We start from the raw sequence: 24,142 nt of genomic DNA, 5'->3' as shown, positions 1-24,142 counted from the left end.
TGTTATTTTTAGTGCCTAAGCCGCTAGCGCTATTATCCAGCCATAGATGGTTAACCGAACTCATTCGGTTAACTCAATTTTTACTGGAGTCAATAATGGCTATCCCACGTTCGGTACTTGATCTTATCGGCCACACCCCCTTATTGGAACTGACCCGCTTTGATACCGGCCCGTGCCAATTATTTGTGAAATTGGAAAACCAAAACCCGGGGGGTTCGATTAAAGACCGTGTTGCACTTTCCATGATTGAACAGGCAGAAAGTGATGGTTTGCTGCAACCCGGCGGTACCATTATTGAAGCCACCGCAGGGAATACCGGTCTTGGTTTGGCACTGGTTGCCGCACTAAAAGGCTATAAGCTGATACTAGTAGTGCCGGATAAAATGAGCCAAGAGAAGATTTTCCATCTGCGCGCATTAGGCGCGCAAGTGCTGCTAACCCGCTCTGATGTGGGTAAAGGTCATCCGGCTTATTATCAGGACTATGCTCTGCGGTTGGCGCAGGAGACACCAGGTTCTTTCTATATTGACCAGTTCAATAACCCGGCCAACCCCGCAGCTCACCGAACCTCAACCGGCCCGGAACTGTGGCAACAGATGGGCGAACAAATCGATGCCATCGTAGTGGGCGTGGGCTCTAGCGGTACTCTGAGCGGCCTGAGCCACTATTTCTCCGAAGTTTCACCGACAACTGAATTTGTGCTGGCTGACCCAGCGGGTTCCATTTTGGCGGATTTCGTTGACAGCGACCGCATTGGTGATGCTGGTAGTTGGCTGGTCGAAGGAATTGGCGAGGACTTTATCCCGCCGCTGAGTAACTTCTCTCAGGTGAAAAAATCCTATCGCATTGATGATGCTGAAGCTTTCAGCACCGCGCGCACCCTGTTACGCGAAGAAGGTGTATTGGCGGGTTCCTCAACCGGCACCTTGCTGGCCGCAGCATTGCGCTATTGCCGTGAGCAAACCACGGCTAAGCGTGTGGTGACCTTTGTCTGCGACAGCGGCAATAAATATCTGTCCAAAATGTTCAATGACTACTGGTTACTGGAACAGGGGCTACTGAGTAAACCTCAACTGGGTGATTTGCGTGATTACATCACTTATAGCCATGAGGATGGCGCGACTGTTTCTGTCTCACCAGAAGATTCCTTAACCGTCGCGCATGCACGCATGCGCCTGTACGACATCTCCCAATTGCCAGTATTGGATGACGAAAAGGTGGTTGGATTAATCGACGAATGGGACTTACTGAACGCGGTGCAAGCCGATGCCTCTCATTTCAAACACCCTGTCAGCAGCGCGATGACTCGTCAGGTCAAGACTTTACAGAAAGAGGCCGATTATCGCTCTTTACTGGCGACCTTTAATGATGGGCATGTAGCGGTGGTATTAGATGGAGAGCGATTCCTCGGCCTGATTACCCGTACCGATGTTTTGAATACCTGGCGTCAAAAGCTGGCTTAATCTTCTCTTATTAAGGATTTTATCATGGCAAAGTTCGATACCCTAACCGTCCATGCCGGTTATACCCCAGACAGCACCGGTGCAGTGATGCCCGCAATTTACGCGACATCCACTTTCGCACAACCGGCCCCCGGCGAACACACCGGGTATGAATATTCCCGCAGTGGTAACCCGACACGCACCGCGCTGGAAAAAGCGATCGCAGAGTTGGAAGACGGTATTCGTGGTTATGCTTTTGCTTCTGGCTTAGCCGCCTGTTCGACAGTTCTGGAACTGCTGGATCAAGGTAGCCATATCATTGCTGTGGATGACTTATACGGCGGAACCTACCGTTTGCTGGAAAAAGTACGCAACCGCACTGCCGGTTTGCGCGTCACTTATGTCTCACCTGCGGATACCGCTGCATTGGAACAGGCCATTTTGCCTGACACCAAGATGATCTGGGTGGAGACACCGACTAACCCATTGTTAAAATTGGCAGATTTGACGGCGATTGCTGCTATTGCCAAGAAACATCAATTGATTAGTGTGGCAGACAATACCTTTGCCTCTCCGTATATTCAGCGCCCACTGGATTTAGGATTTGATATTGTGGTGCATTCAGCCACCAAATACCTGAATGGTCACTCTGATGTCGTCGCGGGTGTCGCGGCGGTAGGCAATAATCCTGAACTGGCCGAACAATTAGGCTTTTTGCACAATGCAGTCGGCGGGATTTTAGACCCGTTTAGTAGCTTCCTGACATTGCGCGGTTTACGAACGTTGGCTTTACGTATGGCGCGACATAATGATAGCGCCCAGCGCATTGCCGAATGGCTTGAACAGCAACCGCAAGTGGAAAACGTGTATTACCCTGGGCTAAAAAGCCACCCGCAACACGCGCTGGCAGCCAAACAGATGGCCGGTTTTGGCGGCATGATTTCAGTGCGATTGAAAGGCGATGATGAGTTCGCCCGCGCCGTTATTAAGCGCTCGCATTTGTTTACGCTGGCCGAAAGTCTCGGCGGTGTTGAAAGCTTAATCAGTCAGCCCTACAGCATGACTCACGCCTCAATCCCGCTGGAAACGCGCTTAAAACATGGAATTACACCACAACTATTGCGTTTATCCGTTGGGATTGAAGACACCGAAGACTTGATTGCAGACTTAGCCCAAGCGCTGAACGGCTAATATTCAATAAGACCCAAAAGGTAGGAATGGAGAACATTCCTACCTAAATACGCAGATATAGCTTAACGCCGATGAGCTAATGACCTAACCCACCGATCACCCAAACTTTGTACACCCTGAACCAAAATCACCAATATGATTAAGGTGGCGACCATCACTTCATTATTAAATCGCTGATAACCATAACGAATAGCTAAATCGCCCAAACCACCGCCGCCAATAACACCGGCCATAGAAGAGAACCCCACCAGCATCACCACGGTTAAGGTAATCCCCGCTAACAAAGCCGGTAAGGCTTCCGGTAATAGCACTTTTTGGACTACATGTCGCGCGGAGCCGCCCATCGATAAAATGGCCTCAATTCGCCCTTTATCAACTTCATCCAGCGCCGCTTCGACGACTCGGGCAAAAAATGGAATCGCCCCAAGTGTGATTGGCACAATAGCGGCAGTGCTACCCAATGTGGTGCCGATAATCCAACGGGTAATGGGAATAAGCGCAATAAGCAATACTACAAAAGGCATTGAGCGTCCCAAATTCACAATTGCACCGACCAATGTATTCAAGCGGGGAGCAGGTAGTACCCCATTCGGGCGCGAAACAAATAATAAAACACCCAATGGCAGTCCAATCAATATCGTGAAAAAGGTGGCAATCACCACCATATAAATAGTTTCACCGGTCGCATTGGTGAGCAATTCCAGCAGATCCTGCCAACTCATGCCACTGTTCATATCAGTTCAGCCCTCACACCACGCTCATTTAGAAATTGTAAGACTTCAGCTAAATTCAACCCGCCGTCTGGGTGGCTGAAATCAACTTGTAAACGTCCGACACGCTGACCACCAATCGATTCGACGCCCCCCCCAAGCAGGGTGACCCCGACCGCATGACGTTGCGCCAACTCACTGAGTACCGGCGAGGCCGAGACGGTATCAAAGAAAGTCAGCTCCGCCACCGGCGCGCCGGATAGTGATGCCGAGCCACGTGCAGGCAGCAATGAGCGCCCCAGACGAGAGTGAGGTGAAGAGAGCAAATCTGCTATCGCACCGGTTTCGACCACCCGCCCACGTTCCAGTAAGGCCGCACTATCACAGATGGATTTCACTACATCCAACTCATGGGTAATCAGCACAATGGTTAACCCCAGTTGGCGATTAATATCACTGAGCAGCGCCAATATCGAAGCGGTGGTTTCAGGGTCCAATGCACTAGTCGCTTCATCGGATAACAAATAGGACGGCTTAGCCGCCAGCGCCCTGGCAATACCGACTCGCTGCTTTTGCCCCCCGGATAGCTGCGAGGGGAAAGCATGGGCTTTATCACCCAACCCGACTAAATCCAATAGATCGGCCACGCGAGTTTGGCGTTGTGCTTTCGGCATACCAATAATTTCCAACCCAACGGCAATGTTGTCCCATACGTTACGTGAATGGAGTAAGTGGAAATTCTGGAAGATCATGCCGATATTCTGCCGTTGCAGGCGTAATTCGCGATCAGAAAGTGTGGTTAACTCGCGGCCATCCACTTGAATACGGCCCGAAGTGGGCCGTTCCAGTAGATTCAAACAGCGGATTAAAGTACTTTTACCCGCCCCGCTGCGACCAATAATACCGAACACCGAGCCGGTCGGGATCTCCAGTGAGATCTCCTCCAGGGCCATCATCGGCAGCCCCCCTTGCGTGTAGGTTTTACTCAGGCGTTCGATGCTAATCATGATTTGATGCCTGCCACCGGGATAACAGAACCGGCATATTTTTCAGTGATAAACTTCGCCACTTGCGGTGACTGCAAGTCTTTCGCCAACTGTTTGATGCGCGGATCATTTTCCAACGCAGGTGTGGTTACCAGAATATTGGCATAAGGGTTGCCGGCAGCCTTCTCTAGCCCCAATGCATCTTTGGCCGGGTTCAAACCCGCTTCCAATGCATAGTTGCCATTGATCACCGCTAAATCAACATCATCCAGAGAGCGAGGGATCTGCGGTGATTCAATTTCGAGAATTTTTAGATGTTTTGGATTGCTGGCAATATCCTTAGGTGTTGCCTGGTTTTTAGCCGGATCGGTAAAGCCCGGTTTTAAGGTGATCAATCCCTGATCTTGTAATAAATAGAGCGCACGGCTGAGATTAGTGACGTTATTCGGTACGGCAACAGTGCCCTTATCTGGCACATCAGCAAAGGTTTTATGTTTATGGGAATAGACACCCAAGGGTTCAATATGCACCGTGGCAGCAACGGCAAACTTCTGCCCCAGCGCTTGCTCTTGAGAATGCAGGTAGGGAACATGCTGGAAGTAGTTAGCATCCACATCGCCATGCGCTAACAGCTCATTCGAGTTAACGCCATTTGGGATTTCAATGACTTTTAGGTTCAACGACGGATCTAGCTTTTGCACGAATTGCAGAATTTCTGCATGAGGAACCGGATCGGCCGCAACCCGCAAGGCCTCGGCAGCCTGCACCGATAAAGTAAAAGTAGAGGTCAGTGCAGTCAATACTGCGGCGCGAACCAAGCCAGAAATGCGTGTTTTAGTCATGATAATCATCCCAAAAATAAGTTTTATAATTTAATATCAATTAGTTGTGATAGTTTCCACTGATGGTGAAACCACTTCTGGATAAAATTTCGCTGCTACATCCGGGTGAGAGCGCAAACGCCCTTTGAGATAATTAAGTCCCACATCACGGAACAGTGGATTATCGGGGTCGCTCGCCGGGCCTCGGGCCTCAGCGGCCAGTTCTGCGTTTAATGGATATAACGGAACCACGGCATCCAGACGTGCACCGAGGAAAAAAGCAATGGATAAACGGTCAGTCCCTGCTGGTGGCGTTTCGACCCGATGTACCGTGGCACGCAGATAACCATTACTGGCCAACTCCAGCAGTTCACCAATATTGACCACAAAGGTATCTGGCCGTGGCACGGCATCAATCCAACGCCCGTCTTCCACTTCAACCTGCAAACCGCGCTGCTGATCTTGCAATAAGAAGCTGAGGAAACCTGAGTCTTTATGCGCACCGACACCCTGCCCGCTTTGCGTGGTTTCTCTCCCCGGATAGCGAATCAGTTTGATATGTTCGTTGGGTTTATCGCCATACAGCTCATCAAAGGCGTTTTCATCCAGATTCAATGACAAAGCAAAGGCGCGCAGTAAACGCAAAGCCATACCCGTCATTTCGCGCTGCCATTGCAATAAGGCCGGTTTTAATTCGGGCAATGCTTCAGGCCACTGGTTTGGGCCTTGCAATCGCGCCCAACTCGGGGTGCCAGGTGTTCGAGGTAATGGTATACGCTCAGCACCGATATCAAACTGTTCACGCCAATCTGGCTGACCACGAGTGAGTTCTGAGGCCGCGCGGTTGTAGCCACGAAAGTGCGGTGAGCGCACCATGGCAACCGCCAGTTTCTCTTCATCAGGCAGAGCAAAGAATTCACGTGATAAGGTTTGGATTTGCTGTAATAACGCGGGGTCAATGCCATGTCCGGTCAGATAAAAGAATCCAATATCTCGCGCGGCATGGCGTAAAGCGCCTAAGAATGTCTGACGTTCAGTTTCACTGCCATTGAGCAATGAAAGATCCAATAAAGGTAATGTATCGATATTAATTGGCGATTGACTGCTTAAGTGTTGGTGACTCATTTTTCACTCCAGGATGTTCAGTGGGCTGTTTTTTTTGTTCAGAACCAATGAAGACTGGACAACCATACAAACGAATAATCAGCATATTTAGCTCCTGAGCTGTGGGGTGAAAGTAGGCAGACGACAACACTCTCTATTTAGCTTGGGCGGCTAACCAATACGGTTTTTAACCATAAGAAGCCGTTTTAAGAGCGTTCTCGACTAGATACTTAACAATCTATATCTAAACGATATAAATAATTAACACCGAAACTCAGCGGCGCACCAATATCAATCTGTTCTATGTTATTTCTTTCATTATTTTGTCTTATTTAGCCGCTACGCTGATTTGCTTTCCTATTTGGATGGAAAGTATTAGGTTAGCTATTGATAGCCGTATTTAGGTGAGTAATGACCAATGTCCAGCACTATTAAGTTTCACTTCAATCGCTTCACCTACCTGGAGGTGGCTTAATGGATTTAGCCTTGTTTGATCTCGATGAAACGCTGATAAGTGATGACAGTTCTGGCCTGTGGCTACGCTGGCTGGTTGATCAAGGCCTTGCCCCTCAGGAGCTGGCTGAGCAAGAGCAGTATTTGATGAAGCAGTATTATCAGGGGAGCCTGTCGATGTCTTGTTATATGGAGTCGACCTTGTCACCCTTGGTGGGCAAACATACGGCTGAAGTGGGTGGTTGGGTTGAGCGTTTTATTGAGCGAGACATTTTACCCCGCGTGTATCCGCAAGCCAGAAAGCTCATGAATTGGCACCGTAATCGTGGTGATTACATCGTCATTATTTCAGCCACCGGCGAGCATTTAGTTACGCCGATTGCACAACAACTCTCGGCCAATGCGGCATTATCTATCGGAGTAGAAGTAGAAAATAGCCGCTATACCGGTAAGACTTATGGCACGCTGACTTACCGCGAAGGCAAAGTTGAGCGGCTAAAACAGTGGCTCACCGAGTCTCCCCAGTTAGATTTTGAGCGCAGCTATGGTTACAGTGATTCCATCAATGACAAACCATTATTGGAGTATGTTGATCGTGCTGCGGTGATCAATCCGGGTACTGAATTGGTGGACTTGGCGATCCTACACAACTGGGATATCCACCATTGGCAACGGCGTTAAACAAGATGGGAGTTTGATATGCTGACGGTTTGGGGTCGGAATAATTCGACCAATGTCAAAAAAGTGCTGTGGTGTCTGGAAGAGTTGGGTATCAGTTATGAGCGCATAGATGTTGGCGGTCAATATGGCAAATTGAATGATCCATTATATCGCTCACTCAACCCCAATGGTTTGATCCCTTGCCTGCAAGATGGCGATTTTATTCTGTGGGAATCTAACACTATTGTGCGCTATCTCGCGGCACAATATGGCGATAATGCACTTTATCTGCCGGAGGCAAAGCAGCGGGCGGCAGCTGAAAAATGGATGGATTGGGCCACATCCAGTGTAGTGGAACCGTTCAAAACCGTGTTTATCGGGCTGGTACGTACTGCGCCGGAATTACAGGACAAAGCCAAAATTGCTCGAGGTATTGAGCAACTGAATACATTAATGGCGATTGCAGATGAAGCCCTGAGCAAACAAACTTATCTGTCGGGCGATAAATTCGGTATCGGCGATATTCCATTAGGCTGTCTGGCTTATGCCTGGTTCAATCTATCCATTGAGCGCCCAGAATTACCACACTTACAGCGATGGTACCAAAGCCTGCCCCATAGAGCTGCATTCCAGAAAGTGATTGATATTGGTTTAAGCTAATTAAACAGGGGGAGAAAAATAGCTCCCCCCCTGCGGCTTCAAGTACGAATCCTATCTCCGAAGTCATTGGAGTCGCAGGTAGGCAGCCAGCGAACGCATCCCGATGAGCTTACTCAAGTAAGCGATTCGGGTAAGTGAACGCCGCTAACACCCCTGCGGCTTCAAGTACGAAGGAGATTAGAAATCGTAGCTGGCACCCACCATATAACGGCGTCCATCCAGGACTTTATCGTTAACTTCGATATCCACTCGTTTATCCAGCAGATTATAGACGCCCCCCATCAGACGGAATTCTTTCGTTAACTGATAGTTAGCACCTAAATCCACAAACGTATAAGACGGTGTGGTAGTACCCATACTGGTGCGATTAAGATACTCGGAGGTTTTACCCCGGTAGTTAGCGCGAATCCAGGTTGCCAGATCTTCAGTGGTTTGCCAGTTCAATGTACCGTTCAACATGTGTTTTGGCATCTGATTCAATGGCTTGCCGGAGAACTGACCACTTTGTTGCTCAGATTGCGTAAACGTATAGTTAGAAGTCAGTGACCAATCTTTGCTGATATCCCAACCAAATGTCGCTTCCACACCGCGCGTCATAGCTTTATCTACGTTGGTACGGTCACTGATAAACTTATAGCTGTTGCCATTAATCATGCACTGGCCGGATGCGTTACCGGTAGTATCAGTACAGCGGCGAACTTCGGTAATTTTATCTTTAAAATCGGTATTAAAGAGCGTCACACCCGCATTCATACCTTCCTGGTTATCCCAGAGAATGCCTATTTCCTCACTAATACTTCTTTCCGGTTTTAAGTTGGAATTACCGACAATAATTGCCGGGTCACCTTTCCCTCCCGTGATTTGGCCCCAATTATCTGTTGCCTGACGTAAATCAGGTGAGCGATATCCACCGGAGACCCCACCTTTTAATGTCCATTGCTCGGACAAATGCCAAACACCGTATAACCGCGGCGTCCAGTGAGTTCCATAGTTTTCATCCTGATCCATACGGATGCCGCCGGTCAGCGCGAAATCATTGGTCATCTGCCATTCATCTTCAGCAAACAATGCCCAACTCCAGCGCGTCAACTTAGTGAGGTCTTTCGCTGAAGCTAGCTGATTACCCTCGTCATATAGTTCTTCATAGCGATATTGGCCGCCAAGAATTAACGTGTGGCTATCAAACAGGAAGGAAGTTTGGCTATTAAAGATATTATCGACACTTTTCATTTCACGCGATGGATTGCGGGTTTCATCGCGCTGTACATAACTGGTGGAATTGCCGAAATCATAATAACCGTGATGGGTAATCGCATAATTATTGCGGTCATATTGCACATCACTGCTTTTACCGTTTAACGCCACTGAACGCCCTGCGGTTGTATTTCTATCTTGCACATAATGGCCAATATCAAAATCAAATTCGTTTTTATCATCCGGTGTGAGTGTCAATGTCGCCGCACCATTTCTGAGGCGCTGCTCATTATAACCGTCGATAATTTTATCTTCGCTACGATGAGAAAGCAGACCACTGACTTTTAATCCCAATAAACCATCAATTAATGGGCCAGAGGCATAGGCGTTGGTTTGATAAATATCGCCAGAGTTGGAGTCTTCCTGCAAAGTCGCATCAGCACGCACGGTGCCGTGCCACTCTTTACCCACTTTACGGGTAATAATGTTAATGACCCCGCCCATAGCATCCGAACCATATAAAGATGACATCGGGCCACGCACCACTTCAATGCGCTCGATGGCCGCTAATGGGGGTAACCAGCCCTGTTCGATCCCTGATCCGTCGCTATTTGGCCGCGTACCACGGGTATCAACCCGCTTGCCATCGACCAGAATCAAGGTGTATTTCGCCGACATACCACGAATACTAATATCACTGTGACTTCCGCCGCCAGTAACAACCACCCCCGGTACATCTCTCAGCGCATCGGTAATATCGGTATAGGCCTTATTCTCGATTTGTTCGCGGGTCACCACAGAAATAGACGCCGCCGAGTCTTGAATACGTTGTTGGAAGCCAGATGCCGTTACCACCATAGTATCTGTAGCAGTGGTTTCAGCAGCAGATGCCTGAGATGAAATAATTGTCGCTATTACCAATGCCGCAGCATTAGATTTCCTAAAGGCCTTAGCCATTACACGTTCTCCATGAGGTATTAATTTACTCAGAGCCTTTCCATCAGGTTCTTTTGCCTGTAGCGATACCGTCTGACGGGCAGGTGATAAATATTACTTTTATAAAAATTGGCAATAGCTCACCAAAGCAGAAATAGCGCTTCCAACGATTCCTGCTTAATAGATAATTATTGTTTTATAAAACCTGTTACCGCATAAACATACCCAAAATGTATAAAGGGTATTAAATTGTTGGTTCCATGGCTAATCCATCAATTAACACTTGTGGTACCCCTTGTGAACAGTACTCAATTCGCCCTTTCACACCATAGACCTTGGCCAAACTTTGCGGCGTAATCACCTCTTTCGGCAAGCCATCGGCAATTAAAGTACCGTTTTGTAACATCAAAACATGGTCGCCATGACGCAAGGCTATATTGATGTCATGCACCACGACTACAGTAATAATATTGCGTTTGCGGGTTTCCTTACGCACTAAATCCATCACATGGAACTGATAATTAAGATCCAGCGCACTGAGCGGCTCATCCAGTAATAACAGTGACGGCTGGCGAATAAGTGACTGCGCCAAACCCACCAACTGCTTCTGGCCACCAGAGAGTTGATCCAGGTAACTGAGTGCCAGATGGGCTATCCCCAGTTGTTCCAATAAAACCATAACCTCAGCTTCACTACTGGCATTGCTGCGCCCACCAGAGGCTCGCTGTGCCACAATAATCGATTCCAGCACATGGAGATGCACACCGGCTGGTAATGATTGTGGCAAATACACCACTTTCTCTGCTCGCTGTGCAAATGGCATCTGCATCAGATCATTATTATCAAGCCATAGCTGCCCTTGGGCGCGGTTTAAACCAGCCATTGAGCGTAACAATGTTGACTTCCCGCTGCCATTCGGCCCGAGCAATACGGTGATTTTGCCACGCGGCAGTAATGGCACCGTCAAATTCTGAATGACCGGGCGTTTCGGGTAACCCGCATTGAAATTTTCAATGCGTAAGCCAGAAGTCATACATTTCCCCTATGGCGCAAAATGATGCTGAGGAAGAAAGGTACACCCACCAGCGAAGTGACGATCCCGACGGGAATGATGACACCAGGAATCAGGTTTTTCGACGCAATCGATGCCATGGACAGCACCAGTGCACCAATCAGGGCGCTGGCGGGCAGATAGAAACGGTGATCTTCACCAAAAATCATGCGCGCAATATGGGGGGCGACTAGCCCGATAAAACCAATCGGGCCGACAAAAGCCACCGCCAGCGCCGATAACATACTGATACGCAGCAATGTCCCCAACCGCAAGCGGCGAACATCAATACCAAAACTGATGGCCCGGTCTTCACCTAAACGCAATGCCGTCAGTTTCCACGAACTCATCATCGACAACGGCAGCATCAGAGCAAACACCGCCAGCATAATGCCCAGTTTGGCCCATGAAGCCCGTGCCAAGCTGCCCATCGTCCAGAACACTAAGCCTTGCAGCGTATCTTCGCTGGCAATGAACTGCATCATGGATACCAACGCATTAAAGGTAAACACCAGCGCGATACCAAACAACACCACACCCGAGGTCGCCACCCGCGTCCAGCGTGTAATACCGTCGAGCATTAATGCGGCAAACAGAGCAAAAATAAAGGCATTAACGGAAATAAACCACTGATCGGGCACCCCTGGAATACCAATTCCTGAGACAATCGCCAGTGCTGCACCAAAGGCCGCAGCAGAAGAGACGCCAAGGGTAAAGGGGCTGGCCAGAGGGTTATTGAGGATGGTTTGCATCTCCGCACCCGCCAGTCCAAGTGACAAACCAATCACCACCGCCATCAAGGCGTAGGGTAAACGGATATCCCAAACGATAACCCGCGTTCCTGCATCTGCACTGGCCGGATCAATTAACGTCTGCCACAGGGATGAAAAAGTCAGACCTGATGGCCCCATCGTGAAATCGAGTAGCAGGCAACCGAAGATGGCCAGCACCAGCACGCCCATGATGAGCAAGCGATGACGCACAATGTTCTGATAACGCGCCATAACATCCGCATCAATCTGGCGAGAGATTTTTGTCATGGGTTCAGTGGATACACTCATTTGTTTCTGCTACCGGCGATCTATATAACACTAACAATAAAACAAACGATAATACTTATCAATAAGATTGCTATAACTGATTTGATATAAATGCCAGTAACTAATTGTTTTAAAATATCATTTAATTAATACGGTGTGTTTTACCCATAATATTAACGAGGGAATGAAGCGAAGTTAGCGAAATTATTTGGTTAACTTCGTTCAAAATATCATCATTTTTGGGCAATAAAAAAGGGCGATAACATTATCGCCCTTCCATCATTGCATCATTTTTTTAGTCAGCAATCAGTGCTGTTTTTTTAGCTTCCTGATCATCATGACTTTCATCACGCCATTTCGGGAATTCCATATCTTTGTACTTGATCACCTTGGTACCACGGCTCAGTTTGTAACCGAACCAAATCACCAGGAATAATGGGATACCGATATAAGTGGCGGTCACGCCATACCAATCAATACGATCTTGCAGGAATGCCTGATAGTTTTGACCCAAAGTAATGATCAAACACAGGACAAAGGCAAAGATTGGCCCTATTGGGAAGAAGCCCGACTGATACGGTAAATCGTTCAAATCGCGGCCCTGCATCATATAACCACGGCGGAAACGATAATGACTGATAGCAATACCCAACCAAGCGATAAAGCCAGTCATGCCTGAGGTATTCAGTAACCACAGATAGACCGTTTGATTACCAAACATCGAACTTAAGAAGCACAAACCCGCGACTACAGTGGTGGCATACAGCGCATTACGGGGAACACCGCCGCGAGAAAGTTTGGCAAAAATACGCGGAGCCTTACCCTCTGAAGCCAAGGTAAACAGCATACGGGTAGAGGCGTACATGCCTGAGTTACCGGCTGACAATACCGCAGTCAGAATAACCGCATTCATCACCGCTGCCGCAGACAGCAGACCTGCATTCTGGAACACCAAGGTGAACGGGCTGACACTGATATCTTTAACATCGTTACGTAACAGACTTGGGTCGGTATACGGAATGATCAGGCTAATAATCAAGATAGCAAAGATATAAAACAGCAGAATACGCCAGAATACTTTGCGCACTGCACGAGGGATGTTTTTGCCTGGATCTTTTGATTCACCAGCAGCAATACCAATCAGCTCAGTTCCCTGGAAGGAGAAACCGACAATCATTGCCACACCAATCATCGCCGAGAACCCTCCGGCAAACGGTGCATCACCAATTGTCCAGTTGTGCCACCCTGCACTCTCGCCGCCTTTCATGATGCCGCTAATCATCATCACACCAATAATGATGAAGATAATAACTGTAGTCACTTTAATCAGTGAGAACCAGTATTCCGCTTCACCAAATCCTTTTACTGAGATGTAGTTCAGTAAAAACATCAGGGCGAGAAACAGCGCACTCCAGATCCAGCCCGGCGCATCCGGGAACCAGTAATTCATCACCAACTGTGCCGCGACCAGGTCAACGGCGATAGTCACCGCCCAGTTGTACCAGTAGTTCCAGCCAAGGGCGAAGCCGAAGCCTTCCTCAACATATTTTGATCCATAAGTCGAAAATGAACCGGATACCGGCATAAATGCCGCTAATTCACCGAGACTGGTCATCAAGAAGTAAACCATCAAGCCAATCAATGCATAGGAGAGCAATGCCCCACCAGGACCAGCCTGAGAAACTGTCGCGCCTGAGGCGACAAACAAACCGGTACCGATGGAGCCACCGATAGCAATCATGGCCAAATGCCGTGATTTAAGCTCACGACGTAAACGCTGTGCACCCTGTTGCACTGGGATTTTAGTATTTTGCTGAGTCATTCTTACCCTAATCCACCCTTAAAAAATAAGGCGGGATTGTAACAAATCCCACCGTCTCGGATAGTAACAATGCGCTGATATAAGATACCTTCATGATCACAGCTCAATTATTAGCAAAAGCTCAATTGTCAGAATAAATCCCTCTCGGATGGGCATTTTTGCCGCGATCTCCGTTTCTCGTGGTGTAAAACACTTAAAATTTTATGCTTCATGACGTCAATACACTTTACTTAAAACCACCGATTCAGGGCTCTTCCTGGCAATAACTGAGAAAGCGCTGCAAAGCGTTCGAGATATGTTTTTGCCGGTGATGAATCAAGTATAACGTCCTGATAAGTGGTGATAAAGGTATCTTAAGCTCAATCAGTTCACCGTTGGCAAGTTGGTCGGCAATCACCCGGCGCGACAAACAACTGATCCCCATGCCGTAGCGCACTGCCCGCTTGATGGCCTCAGAATTCCCAAGCTCCATCACCAGTTTAAAATGAGGCAATTTTGCCAGTAATAAGTGGTCGAGCACTTCACGCGTACCTGAACCCCGCTCGCGTAAGATCCACGAAGCATCGGCAAGCTCTTCTAACGTCAGCATTTTATGGCATAACGGGTTATCCGGCGCGGCAAACACCACCAGTTCGTCACGCAACCAGGCTTGTGTCATCAGCTCTGGCATATGGCACGGCCCTTCAATCAGGCCAAGGTCGCCACGAAAATCAGCAACAGCTTCAATCACATCCTGACTGTTACCAATATTCAGCTCCAGTGGGGTGCCGGGGAAATCACGCCGATATTTGGCAATCATGCCCGGCAACATATAATTGCCGATGGTGCTGCTGGCAGCAATGCGCAGTGCGCCTAAGTCTTGCAAGAAAAGCTGTTCAATTTCAACTGCTTGTTCTAGAAGCGCGAGTGCTTTTGGGTAAAGCAATCGCCCATGTTCATTGGTGACTAAACGCTTACCGACCCTATCAAAAAGTTGTACTCCTAATTGCCCTTCCAAATCCGCTAATGCTGCGCTGACTGCCGATTGTGAAAGCGCGAGCACAACCGAAGCTTGGGTCGTAGAGCCGCTTTTTAGCACCTCAGTAAAGACTTCAAGTTGACGTAAGGTTATATGCATAACGGTCTCTGTAGTAAGAATGGAGGACGCTATCATCATTCTGTTCGTCAGTTGTTGGATGTGAAGAGCTAACGTTTACCCAAAGTAATTGGAGTTGCGACCTGCTATTCCGATGTGCTGGCTCAGGTCAGTGCCCCGTATGAACAGCCCACGCAGCAACTTCAAGTAAGAAGGGTATATTAGTCACTAACGCACTTGCTGACGAAAGGATTATATAGCCTCAATTACCGTATAAGACTAACACCTTTGAGTAAAATCTGGAGGTTATCCGGGATGAATTTCAGCAGTAAAAAATGCTACTTATTCTTATTCTCCCGAAGGAGCAGATGATAAATAATTATCGCACCTCCACCTATAAGCACATTAAAAATCAACCAGATAACCAACAGATAGCTGAATGTCTGGGATAATGGAATACCACGCTCGCTTTTAAACGGATTAAAATGTGGTAGAGGGGCAAGATGAAAAGGATTCAAGTTATATAGATTGAAAAAGTAAGCGGCTAAATAAGGAGGAATCAATAAATTCATGAGTGGAGCAGTTATCAAGATAGCCCATAGTGCTTTCTCTGGTTTTACATGTCTCATTTTAAAAGGCTAAATCCCCAACGAATATTGAAATTCACCACATTGTAGCCCTTCTCCCCCACAAAACCCTGCCCAACAAATGTCGTCTAAGCCCCCAATTACCACTTATATCGATAGATTATAAATATATAATCAATTTATCTATTATATCTAAACCCGGTAAACTGTGCTCAATCTTGACAGGACATAGGAAAAAACATGGCGACTTCACATACAACTGAACTCTCCCGTCCACAGCTGTTTACTCTGACCCGTTATATTCCGGGCTTGGTGTTGACCGGTGTGATTACTGGGTTAGCGCTCAAAGTGGGTGACATGCCGTGGTTTATCGACATGGGGCTGGGAGCACTGACACTGGCCATTTTATTCGGTATCGTCGTCGGCAATACCTTGTATCCCTGGGTACAGCCGGTCTGCTCTGACGGGGTAGTGCTGGCCAAACAGCGCTTACTACGGCTGGGGATTATTTTGTACGGTTTCCGTCTGACCTTCCAGCAAGTAGCTGATGTCGGGGCGACCGGGATGATTATTGACCTGTTAACTCTCAGTTCGACCTTTATATTGGCCTGCTGGCTGGGTAAGCGCGTATTTGGTCTGGATCAGCAAACCGTAATGTTAATTGGTGCTGGTAGCAGTATCTGTGGGGCTGCAGCCATTATGGCGACTGAACCGGTGCTGAAAGCCGATGCCAGCAAAGTAGCAGTAGCTGTCGCTACAGTGGTTATTTTCGGGACACTGGCGATTTTTGTTTATCCATGGCTATATCAGTTGAATCTACATTACCAATGGCTGCCGTTTAATCAGGAAACCTTTGGTATCTTTGCCGGTTCGACTATTCATGAAGTGGCACAAGTCGTCGCAGCGGGTCATACCATTGGCCCCGATGCTGAAAATGCCGCCGTCATTACCAAAATGATCCGCGTCATGATGCTCGCACCATTCTTGCTGTTACTGTCGGCTTATCTGGGTCGCAGCAGCCTGAAGAGCAGCGGTCAAAAACGTGAAAAAAGTACCATCACTATTCCGTGGTTTGCGGTGATATTTATTCTGATGGCCGGTTTTAACTCACTGAATTTGCTGCCCGCAGCTTGGGTTAGCCACTTGATTACACTGGATACCATTTTGCTGGCAATGGCAATGGCAGCACTGGGGCTAACCACTCATGTGGGTTCTATCCGCCAGGCTGGGGTCAAACCGCTGTTATTGGCTTTGATGCTATTTGCCTGGTTACTGATCGGCGGTACGGGTATCAACTTATTGGTGCAGCATATTGCGGCGTAAAGCCGATATCTAAGCTGACTAATTATTACTTAAGGGTCGCCACTTGCACTGCGGCCCTTTTCTTTTCCCGCAGTTTATACTCTAAATAATTCGAGTTGCAGGAAGGCGGCAAGTGAGTGAATTCCGATGAGTTGACGCCAGTTAATGATTCGAGTGAGTGAAAGCATCCAACGCACATGCAGCTTGAAGTATGACGAGTTTATCCCATTCAATCGCGCCGCTATCAATGCCATAATGGCTGGATTATCAAAGGAGAATGGAATGAAATTTGTCGGTGCACATGTCAGCGCAGCAGGTGGAGTCGATCAGGCTGTGATTCGGGCGCACGAACTTGAGGCCACTGCCTTTGCTCTGTTTACCAAGAATCAACGTCAATGGCGCGCCGCCCCACTGGCAGAAGATGTGATTGAAAAATTTAAGCAAGCTTGTGAGCAATACGGTTATACCTCGGCCCAAATTCTGCCTCATGACAGCTATCTGATTAACCTTGGTCACCCGGTTACCGAGGCGTTAGAGAAGTCTCGTGAAGCCTTTATTGATGAAATGATGCGCTGCCAGCAACTGGGGCTATCATTACTGAACTTCCACCCCGGCAGTCATTTACTGCAAATAGACGAAGATAAGTGTCTGGCGCGTATCGCAGAATCCATCAATATCGCGTTGGATGCGACTGAGGGCGTGACCGCCGTGATTGAAAACACGGCGGGTCAGGGCAGTAATCTCGGTTTCAAATTTGAACATCTGGCCGCCATCATTGATGGGGTGGAAGATAAGAGCCGAGTGGGTGTTTGTATTGATACCTGCCATGCTTTCGCCGCCGGTTATGATTTGCGGACTGAAGCTGATTGCCAACATACATTCGGTGCGTTGGGGGATATTGTCGGTTTCGAATATCTGCGCGGTATGCATCTTAATGATGCGAAAAGCGAATTTAACAGCCGTGTTGACCGCCACCACAGCTTGGGTGAAGGGAACATCGGAAAAACCGTATTCAGCTATATTATGCGCGATCCGCGTTTCGATAATATTCCGCTGATTCTGGAAACCGTCAATCCAGATATCTGGGCTGAAGAGATAGTCTGGTTGAAGTCGCAAGCCGGAGTGTAAACACAAAGTGCCAGTCAGCATTAACTGACTGGCACTCATTAATATCTTTATCTGTGTTTAATAATACTTATGCCACTTTAGCGACCACTGCATCAGGGCGTTTTAGCATTGCGTACAGACCACCGGCCAGGACAGTACCGGCAATAATCGCCACCAGATATAACAGCACTGGATGGATGGCCCCAGGAATCAACAGCACGAACAAGCCACCATGTGGTGCCATCAGCTGCGCGCCGAAAGCCATAGACAGAGCACCGGTCAGTGCGCCACCCGCGATACAGCACGGCAAGACACGCATTGGGTCACGGGCTGCAAATGGAATTGCCCCTTCAGAGATAAAGCACAAGCCCAGAACCAGCGCCGCTTTGCCCCCTTCCTGCTCACCTTTGTCGAACTTATGCCGCGCCAGCAGTGTTGCCAGCCCCATCGCCAGCGGTGGAACCATCCCCGCCGCCATAATAGCCGCCATCGGTGCATAAACAGAAGAACTCAGTAGCGCCACCCCAAAGGCGTAAGCCGCTTTGTTCACTGGCCCGCCCATGTCAGTACACATCATCGCACCGAGAATAGCGCCCAGCAGTACCGCGTTCGCTGTACCCATGGATTGCAGCCAGTTAGTCAGACCTGTCATGATTTTAGCAACCGGTGTACCGACCACATAAATCATCACCAAACCGACAATCAAGCTAGCGACTAGCGGGATGATCAATATCGGTTTGAGTGCCTCCATACTCTGCGGCAAACGCAGTTTGGTACTAATAGCCTTGGCAACATAACCGGCCAGGAAACCGGCAATAATACCCCCAAGGAAACCCGCTCCGGTACTCACCGCCAACATACCGCCAATCAGACCCGGCGTCAGGCCCGGGCGGTCAGCGATGGAGAAGGCGATAAAACCGGCCAATACCGGTACCATCAGGGCGAAGGCAGAACCGCCACCAATTTGCATCAAGGCTGCAGCCAGTGTGCCTTTTACTTCAAATGCTTTAATGCCGAACACAAACGAGAGCGCAATACACAAGCCACCAGCAACCACCATTGGCAACATGTAAGAGACACCCGTCAGCAGATGGCGATACGGGCCGCCGGTCTCTGCTTTCTTAACCCCAGTGCTGCTGCCGGTTTTTGGCTGATAAATCTCCGCCTCTACCAGTGCTTTGTCCAGCTCCTGCATGGTTTTCTTCAGCGCCAAGCCAGTCGTTGTGCGGTACATAAGTTTGCCCGCAAACTTATCCAAATCCACTTCAATGTCAGCTGCCACAATCACTAAATCGGCCGCAGCAACTTCTTCCGGCGTAATAGCATTGCCCGCACCGACGGAACCGCGCGTTTCAACTTTTACCCACCAACCACGTTTTTTCGCTTCACTTTCAATGGCTTCAGCAGCCATGAAGGTGTGAGCTACACCTGTTGGACAGGCAGTAATCGCCACAATGCGTTTCGGGCCGGTCGTTGATGTGACGACGGGTGCGGCAGCAGCAGCAGCCTGATAAGGTTTAGCCTGTGCGATAGCCTGGGCCAGAAAGCCTTCAGGATCACGCACTGCTTTTTCCACATCACCGAGATACACGTTTTTGCCGTTCAGCGCACTGTCAGCCGGGACTGATTGCCCAGCCACAATCACCAGTTCGGCATCTGCCGCCTTCTCAACCCAGCTCAGTCCTGCTTTTGCCGCCGCAGCACCCAACATCAGTGACGCAAGGTGGCCTCTGGCCTGCCCGAGCGAACAGTCTATTATTAGTAGCGTTTTCATTTCGCCTCCGGAGATCAATTAAAGGGTTTCAGGTCCACTTTCGCCATCATGGCTGCCAGTTGTGGGCGATCCGTAATACCCACATTGCTCTGGCTAACAGCCAAAGCAGCGACTGCGGTTGCCAGGCGCAAGGTATGCTCACTGGATTCGCGCATTAACAATCCATAAATCAGGCCACCAACCATAGAGTCACCGGCACCTACGGTGCTGACCACATCACAGGCAGGAGGTTTTGCCAACCAGGCACCAGAGGCATTAACCCACAACGCACCTTCGGCCCCGAGAGATATCACCACGTGAGCAATTCCCTGGTCGCGCAGTGCATGTGCGGCTTCCACTACGTCACCCAGTTCAGGTAACGGGCGACCAGCCCAAATTTCCAGTTCACGACGATTAGGTTTCACCAACCACGGTGAAGCTTTCAGACCCGCAACCAAGGCTTCGCGGCTGCTGTCGAAAATAATGCACGGGCACTGGGAGCGCAGGCGCTTCATCCAGTCGGTAAAGTCATCGGGATTGACCCCCGCTGGCAAGCTGCCACTGACGGCGACCATGTCGAACTGCCCCAACCAGCTCAATGAGTCGTTGACAAAACGATCCCAATCCGGCTTGGTGACTTCAAAACCGGAGAAGTTGAAGTCAGTCACTTCGCCATCTTTTTCGGTCAGTTTAACGTTAATGCGGGTACGCCCGGGTACTACCTGAAAACGGTTGGCGATACCCAATTCGCTGAATAAAAGCTGGAAGCCATCTTGGTTATCTTTGCCAAGGAAACCGCCGACTGTGACATCAATACCTAAGTCTTTCAGTACTTTGGCAACATTAATACCTTTACCCGCTGCATGCAGACCGGCCGTTTTTACCAGATTCACTTCACCGCGTTCGATTTCCGGGCAAAAACCCACCAGATCATAAGCCGGGTTCAATGTGATGGTGGCGACTCTTCTGCTCATGCTGCCCCCTCGCCTAGACCGGCGGTGATAGCTTCACCAATGGCATCCAGCGCGGCTTGTGCATCTTCACCGCTGGCGGTAAAGCGCAGACGATTCCCTTTTTTAACCCCTAAAGCCACAACTTTCATTAGACTACGTCCATTCGCGGGTTTACCGGTACCGTCCAGATTGGTTACGGTGATTTCACTGGTAAACTGTTTGATTGTATTGACTAAAATCGTCCCTGGGCGCGCATGTAACCCATGCTCGTTACGAATAACAAACTCAGCGCTTAGCACTTCATTTTGTTCAATATATTCACTAGTAAGCAAAGCCAGCAGTGCGGCAGCATCGGCGTTCAGCAATAGGTCAGCTTTTTTCGCCAGCAGCAAATCGCTCAGGTAGTTCAGCACCGAGAGCGGCTGAACATCAGCTACAGATAATGTCAGCAATAGGGCAACTTTCTCACCGTGATGTTCAAAAGCGCTTGCCGGGCGGCTGACTGTCGCAGCACTGACCAAATTACCTTCGGTGCTGTCACTCAGCCAGATCCCCTGCCCCAAATTCAGCGGCTCACGAGTAATCACATCACTGACAAAGTGCGCATCAACAGCCCCAATTTGCTGTAAACGACCCGCATTCAGTGCTTGCAGCATGATCAAGTTATCAGCCGCGACATCGAGGGCGATGAGTGAAGTGTCAAAATGGAATTCAGCGGTTTTTTTCTCACCCATCAGCAAGCTGCGTAATTCTTCAGCTGAAGTCGTTTTTGCCATCTGCGCGGCAACCGCATCGTCACTTAATACATGCGTCAGTTGGCGCAATAATGCCAGATGCTCATCGGAGCGTGCTGCAATACCGATAACAATATAGGCAATTTGATCTTCGCCCCAGGCAATACCCTGCGGAAATTGGAAAACCTGAACGCCAGTGTTTAGCACCAGGTCTCGGGTATCAGTGGTACCATGTGGGATAGCAATACCATTACCCAAATAGGTCGAGGTTTGCTGCTCGCGGGCTAGCATCCCGTCAAGATAGCCGGCAGCAACATTGCCCGCTTGAGTTAGAGCAGCCGCCACCTGAGTGATGGCCTCATTTTTGCTGTCTGCGTGTGCAGCCAGATGGATATCTTTCGCCGATAATTGGAACATTATGTCTCCTCTCTTGCTGAAATTGAATCGTTTCAGCTTTAATGAGAAAAAGGAGCGTTACCCTTTATCATCTGATGACGAGATAACGCTGAAACGTTTCAAGGAGTGTGTTTCCGACTTAGAATATATGCAAGTTTTCTGCTTTTATTCTTAATAGATTTTTGACACTCCGCACATTTTTGTCTTTAACGAGTTTCTGTCAGCAGCAAAATAGCCCCATTTGCTGACAATTGCTGATACTCATGTCAAAGGAGCTAAACGATGTCTGTTGTTGTCGGTGTTGGCGTTATTATCGTCAATCAACAAGGTGAGATACTGCTCGGCAAACGTAGCAGTCAGCATGCACCTTACTGGTCAATTCCCGGAGGTCACATGGAGGCTGGAGAGTCTTTTGAACAAGCGGCACAACGGGAAATATTTGAAGAAACAGGTTTAAATATCAATGAGATGAAAGTTATTGGCTTGTGCAATAACCTGGCGACCTGGCGTGAAGAAGGTAAACATACGGTTTCAGTCTGTTTGCTGGCACAACACCCCGGTGGGCAACCTGAGCTGAAAGAACCGGATAAATGTCAGCAATGGCTGTGGTGTAATCCACGTGAATTACCCGAACCTCATTTTGAGGCCAGTCGTCATGCTATCGATTTATGGTTGAATCAGCAGTTTTACTTCCTCTACGACTAAAAATAGCGCTATATAAACCAATATATAACCAGTAAAATCAGCTGGTTATATGTGCTATCTCACAAAAATTCATCTATTAATCACATTTATATTCAGCAATTTGAACTAATATTGCTAAATAACCCTATAGAGTTAGTCATCAACAGAAAACCTCCCTACAATAGACCCACTTATTTTATGGGAAAGACTTATCGCGGGTAGATAAAGCTCTGTTGGCAGATTATCTGGCATTTTATCTAGTCGTGCATTTGATCCGTCCGTTTTACCAAAAATTATTAGATAAATAACAGTGGGTGTAATTATGAGCAACAAACAAACTGGCTTCGTGAAAAGACGCCGGTGGGGATGGTTATGGATTCTGTTGATCGGCATTATTATCGGTGCCGCGCTCCTCGCAGGAACTGCCACTGTCTTCCATAAAACCAGTGATACCGCGTTCTGCGTCTCCTGCCATACCATGCAGCAGCCCTTGGCTGAATATCAAGGTAGCGTACACTTCCAAAACACCAAAGGTATCCGCGCTGAATGTGCAGACTGCCACGTGCCACATGAGCCGCTGGATTATCTGTGGACCAAAGTCCGCGCAGTAAAAGATATCTACGGTGAAATGGTTGGCACCATCAATACACCAGAGAAATATGAAGCCCATAAACTCGCTATGGCCCAATCGGTGTGGAAAACGCTGAAAGAAAACGACTCAGCAACCTGCCGCTCGTGCCACAGTTTTGATGCAATGGATATCACCGGACAAAGTGCTGAAGCACGAATTCAGCACCCAGTCGCGATTAAAAAGGGTGAAACCTGTATTGATTGCCATAAAGGTGTGGCCCATATCCTGCCCGACATGAGTGAAGTGACTCAAGCCGGTGCCGCCGAACTGGCCACCGCAGCAGCACAAACACCGGCAACCGCTACTACCCTGTATACCATCGCCACTGAGCCGTTCTTTATGAATGCAGGTGACAGCCATAACGCCGGTAACCTGATGCCATCAACTGAAGTTGAAGTGGTGAAACAGCAAGGCGACCAAGTGTTAGTGGATGTGAAAGGCTGGCAGCAAGATGGCGTGGCAGAAGTGTTCTATGCCGCTCAAGGGAAACGCATCTTGAGTGTTTTATTGGGCGAAGATGCGCAAAAAGCGCTGAAAACGTTAAATACCCAAACTGATCCGGAAACTAATTTGGTCTGGCATCAGGTTGCACTTCAGGTGTGGTTACCGAAGAAACAACTGGTTGATGATCAACAGAAAATCTGGCGCTATGCCGCTGATATGATGTCGGCTAATTGCACTGGCTGCCACGGTTTAACCGCGCTCGACCGCTTCAATGCGAACCAATGGATTGGGGTAATCAAAGGCATGGCACCACGTACCTCCCTGACCCAGGAACAGTTACGCGTGATGACACAATATGTACAAAAACATGCCAGTGATATGCCGGCCAAGCTGTAAATAAGAGGCG

20 protein-coding genes are annotated in these 24,142 nt (G+C 48.6%); 8 read left to right on the top strand and 12 right to left on the bottom strand.

Translation table 11 applies throughout. From position 1 onward, the window contains the following. Positions 1–95: 95 nt before the first annotated feature. Together ACF3VQ_RS07515 and ACF3VQ_RS07510 are read left to right on the top strand one after the other, a co-directional pair. Positions 96–1,463: a pyridoxal-phosphate dependent enzyme gene (locus ACF3VQ_RS07515; protein WP_392434359.1), complete on the top strand. Its 1,368-nt coding sequence runs from the start codon at positions 96–98 to the stop codon at positions 1,461–1,463. Between the two features lie 24 nt (positions 1,464–1,487). Continuing rightward, the gene (locus ACF3VQ_RS07510) at positions 1,488–2,633 is read left to right on the top strand and encodes a trans-sulfuration enzyme family protein (RefSeq protein WP_392434356.1); all 1,146 of its coding nucleotides are present in this window, start codon (positions 1,488–1,490) and stop codon (positions 2,631–2,633) included. 62 nt (positions 2,634–2,695) lie between these two features. Here the strand turns inward: ACF3VQ_RS07510 and ACF3VQ_RS07505 are convergent, their stop codons facing one another. Genes ACF3VQ_RS07505 through ACF3VQ_RS07490 form a run of 4 tightly spaced genes read right to left on the bottom strand, consistent with a single transcriptional unit; the run spans position 2,696 to position 6,275 of the window. Then, positions 2,696–3,367, bottom strand: coding sequence for a methionine ABC transporter permease (locus ACF3VQ_RS07505; protein ID WP_392434354.1), 672 nt, complete (start codon positions 3,365–3,367; stop codon positions 2,696–2,698). Continuing rightward, complete coding sequence (locus ACF3VQ_RS07500; RefSeq protein WP_392434351.1) at positions 3,364–4,350, bottom strand: methionine ABC transporter ATP-binding protein; 987 nt, start codon at positions 4,348–4,350, stop codon at positions 3,364–3,366. The genes ACF3VQ_RS07505 and ACF3VQ_RS07500 overlap by 4 nt, the downstream gene beginning before the upstream one ends. Further along, positions 4,347–5,171: a MetQ/NlpA family ABC transporter substrate-binding protein gene (locus ACF3VQ_RS07495; RefSeq protein WP_392434349.1), complete on the bottom strand. Its 825-nt coding sequence runs from the start codon at positions 5,169–5,171 to the stop codon at positions 4,347–4,349. The genes ACF3VQ_RS07500 and ACF3VQ_RS07495 overlap by 4 nt, the downstream gene beginning before the upstream one ends. A gap of 36 nt (positions 5,172–5,207) precedes the next feature. Beyond that, positions 5,208–6,275 carry an isopenicillin N synthase family dioxygenase gene (locus ACF3VQ_RS07490; RefSeq protein ID WP_392434348.1) on the bottom strand — a complete coding sequence of 356 codons (1,068 nt, stop codon included), beginning with the start codon at positions 6,273–6,275 and terminating at the stop codon, positions 5,208–5,210. Positions 6,276–6,728: 453 nt separating this feature from the next. Here ACF3VQ_RS07490 and ACF3VQ_RS07485 point away from each other — a divergent pair, with 453 nt between their 5' ends. Together ACF3VQ_RS07485 and ACF3VQ_RS07480 are read left to right on the top strand one after the other, a co-directional pair. Then, positions 6,729–7,388 (top strand): HAD family hydrolase, encoded by a 660-nt coding sequence (locus ACF3VQ_RS07485; RefSeq protein WP_392434345.1) that lies wholly within the window; start codon positions 6,729–6,731, stop codon positions 7,386–7,388. 18 nt (positions 7,389–7,406) lie between these two features. Then, positions 7,407–8,027, top strand: coding sequence for a glutathione S-transferase family protein (locus ACF3VQ_RS07480; RefSeq protein ID WP_392434342.1), 621 nt, complete (start codon positions 7,407–7,409; stop codon positions 8,025–8,027). Positions 8,028–8,204: 177 nt separating this feature from the next. Here ACF3VQ_RS07480 and yuiR read toward each other — a convergent pair whose 3' ends face one another. The 5 genes from yuiR to yieE all read right to left on the bottom strand — a co-directional run bounded on the left by yuiR (position 8,205) and on the right by yieE (position 15,187). Then, the gene (yuiR, locus tag ACF3VQ_RS07475) at positions 8,205–10,178 is read right to left on the bottom strand and encodes a colicin FY TonB-dependent receptor YuiR (protein WP_392434341.1); all 1,974 of its coding nucleotides are present in this window, start codon (positions 10,176–10,178) and stop codon (positions 8,205–8,207) included. Between the two features lie 223 nt (positions 10,179–10,401). Continuing rightward, positions 10,402–11,190, bottom strand: a complete 789-nt coding sequence (locus tag ACF3VQ_RS07470; protein WP_392434339.1) for an ABC transporter ATP-binding protein — start codon at positions 11,188–11,190, stop codon at positions 10,402–10,404. Next, positions 11,187–12,269, bottom strand: coding sequence for a FecCD family ABC transporter permease (locus ACF3VQ_RS07465; RefSeq protein WP_392434337.1), 1,083 nt, complete (start codon positions 12,267–12,269; stop codon positions 11,187–11,189). The genes ACF3VQ_RS07470 and ACF3VQ_RS07465 overlap by 4 nt, the downstream gene beginning before the upstream one ends. 274 nt (positions 12,270–12,543) lie before the next feature. Continuing rightward, entirely contained in the window at positions 12,544–14,070 is a 1,527-nt protein-coding gene (locus ACF3VQ_RS07460; RefSeq protein ID WP_392434335.1) for an amino acid permease, read from the bottom strand. Positions 14,071–14,314: 244 nt separating this feature from the next. Beyond that, positions 14,315–15,187: a DNA-binding transcriptional regulator YeiE gene (gene yieE, locus ACF3VQ_RS07455; protein ID WP_392434332.1), complete on the bottom strand. Its 873-nt coding sequence runs from the start codon at positions 15,185–15,187 to the stop codon at positions 14,315–14,317. Between the two features lie 785 nt (positions 15,188–15,972). Between yieE and ACF3VQ_RS07450 the strand changes: the two genes are divergently transcribed. After that, the gene (locus ACF3VQ_RS07450; RefSeq protein ID WP_392434329.1) at positions 15,973–17,055 is read left to right on the top strand and encodes a YeiH family protein; all 1,083 of its coding nucleotides are present in this window, start codon (positions 15,973–15,975) and stop codon (positions 17,053–17,055) included. 261 nt (positions 17,056–17,316) lie between these two features. Then, positions 17,317–18,162 (top strand): deoxyribonuclease IV, encoded by an 846-nt coding sequence (gene nfo, locus ACF3VQ_RS07445; RefSeq protein WP_392434326.1) that lies wholly within the window; start codon positions 17,317–17,319, stop codon positions 18,160–18,162. A gap of 67 nt (positions 18,163–18,229) precedes the next feature. Here nfo and fruA read toward each other — a convergent pair whose 3' ends face one another. From fruA to fruB, 3 genes are read right to left on the bottom strand one after another with little or no spacing between them, the layout of a single operon-like run. Further along, positions 18,230–19,915 carry a PTS fructose transporter subunit IIBC gene (gene fruA / locus ACF3VQ_RS07440; RefSeq protein WP_392434324.1) on the bottom strand — a complete coding sequence of 562 codons (1,686 nt, stop codon included), beginning with the start codon at positions 19,913–19,915 and terminating at the stop codon, positions 18,230–18,232. 14 nt (positions 19,916–19,929) lie between these two features. Then, on the bottom strand, positions 19,930–20,868 hold the full coding sequence (fruK, locus tag ACF3VQ_RS07435; protein WP_013650126.1) for a 1-phosphofructokinase: 939 nt from the start codon (positions 20,866–20,868) through the stop codon (positions 19,930–19,932). Continuing rightward, positions 20,865–21,998 carry a fused PTS fructose transporter subunit IIA/HPr protein gene (gene fruB, locus ACF3VQ_RS07430; RefSeq protein ID WP_392434321.1) on the bottom strand — a complete coding sequence of 378 codons (1,134 nt, stop codon included), beginning with the start codon at positions 21,996–21,998 and terminating at the stop codon, positions 20,865–20,867. Before fruB ends, fruK begins: the two co-directional genes overlap by 4 nt. A gap of 261 nt (positions 21,999–22,259) precedes the next feature. Between fruB and ACF3VQ_RS07425 the strand changes: the two genes are divergently transcribed. Both ACF3VQ_RS07425 and ACF3VQ_RS07420 read left to right on the top strand, forming a co-directional pair. Then, a complete protein-coding gene (locus ACF3VQ_RS07425; RefSeq protein ID WP_392434318.1) occupies positions 22,260–22,682 on the top strand; it encodes an NUDIX hydrolase in 423 nt (140 codons plus the stop codon). A gap of 301 nt (positions 22,683–22,983) precedes the next feature. Then, positions 22,984–24,132, top strand: coding sequence for a NapC/NirT family cytochrome c (locus ACF3VQ_RS07420; RefSeq protein ID WP_392434316.1), 1,149 nt, complete (start codon positions 22,984–22,986; stop codon positions 24,130–24,132). Positions 24,133–24,142: the final 10 nt, after the last annotated feature.

The organism is Yersinia fenwicki, from assembly GCF_043099325.1.
Classification (GTDB): Bacteria; Pseudomonadota; Gammaproteobacteria; order Enterobacterales; family Enterobacteriaceae; genus Yersinia.
Note: the sequence above shows the minus strand (reverse complement) of the source record. Positions and strands in the feature narration are given on the sequence as shown.

Bases quoted from the DNA above. Each gene is read 5' to 3' on its own strand.
- ACF3VQ_RS07515 (WP_392434359.1), top strand. From the start codon at position 96: ATGGCTATCCCACGTTCGGTACTTGATCTTATCGGCCACACCCCCTTA.
- ACF3VQ_RS07510 (WP_392434356.1), top strand. From the start codon at position 1,488: ATGGCAAAGTTCGATACCCTAACCGTCCATGCCGGTTATACCCCAGAC.
- ACF3VQ_RS07505 (WP_392434354.1), bottom strand. From the start codon at position 3,367: ATGAACAGTGGCATGAGTTGGCAGGATCTGCTGGAATTGCTCACCAAT.
- ACF3VQ_RS07500 (WP_392434351.1), bottom strand. From the start codon at position 4,350: ATGATTAGCATCGAACGCCTGAGTAAAACCTACACGCAAGGGGGGCTG.
- ACF3VQ_RS07495 (WP_392434349.1), bottom strand. From the start codon at position 5,171: ATGACTAAAACACGCATTTCTGGCTTGGTTCGCGCCGCAGTATTGACT.
- ACF3VQ_RS07490 (WP_392434348.1), bottom strand. From the start codon at position 6,275: ATGAGTCACCAACACTTAAGCAGTCAATCGCCAATTAATATCGATACA.
- ACF3VQ_RS07485 (WP_392434345.1), top strand. From the start codon at position 6,729: ATGGATTTAGCCTTGTTTGATCTCGATGAAACGCTGATAAGTGATGAC.
- ACF3VQ_RS07480 (WP_392434342.1), top strand. From the start codon at position 7,407: ATGCTGACGGTTTGGGGTCGGAATAATTCGACCAATGTCAAAAAAGTG.
- yuiR (WP_392434341.1), bottom strand. From the start codon at position 10,178: ATGGCTAAGGCCTTTAGGAAATCTAATGCTGCGGCATTGGTAATAGCG.
- ACF3VQ_RS07470 (WP_392434339.1), bottom strand. From the start codon at position 11,190: ATGACTTCTGGCTTACGCATTGAAAATTTCAATGCGGGTTACCCGAAA.
- ACF3VQ_RS07465 (WP_392434337.1), bottom strand. From the start codon at position 12,269: ATGAGTGTATCCACTGAACCCATGACAAAAATCTCTCGCCAGATTGAT.
- ACF3VQ_RS07460 (WP_392434335.1), bottom strand. From the start codon at position 14,070: ATGACTCAGCAAAATACTAAAATCCCAGTGCAACAGGGTGCACAGCGT.
- yieE (WP_392434332.1), bottom strand. From the start codon at position 15,187: ATGCATATAACCTTACGTCAACTTGAAGTCTTTACTGAGGTGCTAAAA.
- ACF3VQ_RS07450 (WP_392434329.1), top strand. From the start codon at position 15,973: ATGGCGACTTCACATACAACTGAACTCTCCCGTCCACAGCTGTTTACT.
- nfo (WP_392434326.1), top strand. From the start codon at position 17,317: ATGAAATTTGTCGGTGCACATGTCAGCGCAGCAGGTGGAGTCGATCAG.
- fruA (WP_392434324.1), bottom strand. From the start codon at position 19,915: ATGAAAACGCTACTAATAATAGACTGTTCGCTCGGGCAGGCCAGAGGC.
- fruK (WP_013650126.1), bottom strand. From the start codon at position 20,868: ATGAGCAGAAGAGTCGCCACCATCACATTGAACCCGGCTTATGATCTG.
- fruB (WP_392434321.1), bottom strand. From the start codon at position 21,998: ATGTTCCAATTATCGGCGAAAGATATCCATCTGGCTGCACACGCAGAC.
- ACF3VQ_RS07425 (WP_392434318.1), top strand. From the start codon at position 22,260: ATGTCTGTTGTTGTCGGTGTTGGCGTTATTATCGTCAATCAACAAGGT.
- ACF3VQ_RS07420 (WP_392434316.1), top strand. From the start codon at position 22,984: ATGAGCAACAAACAAACTGGCTTCGTGAAAAGACGCCGGTGGGGATGG.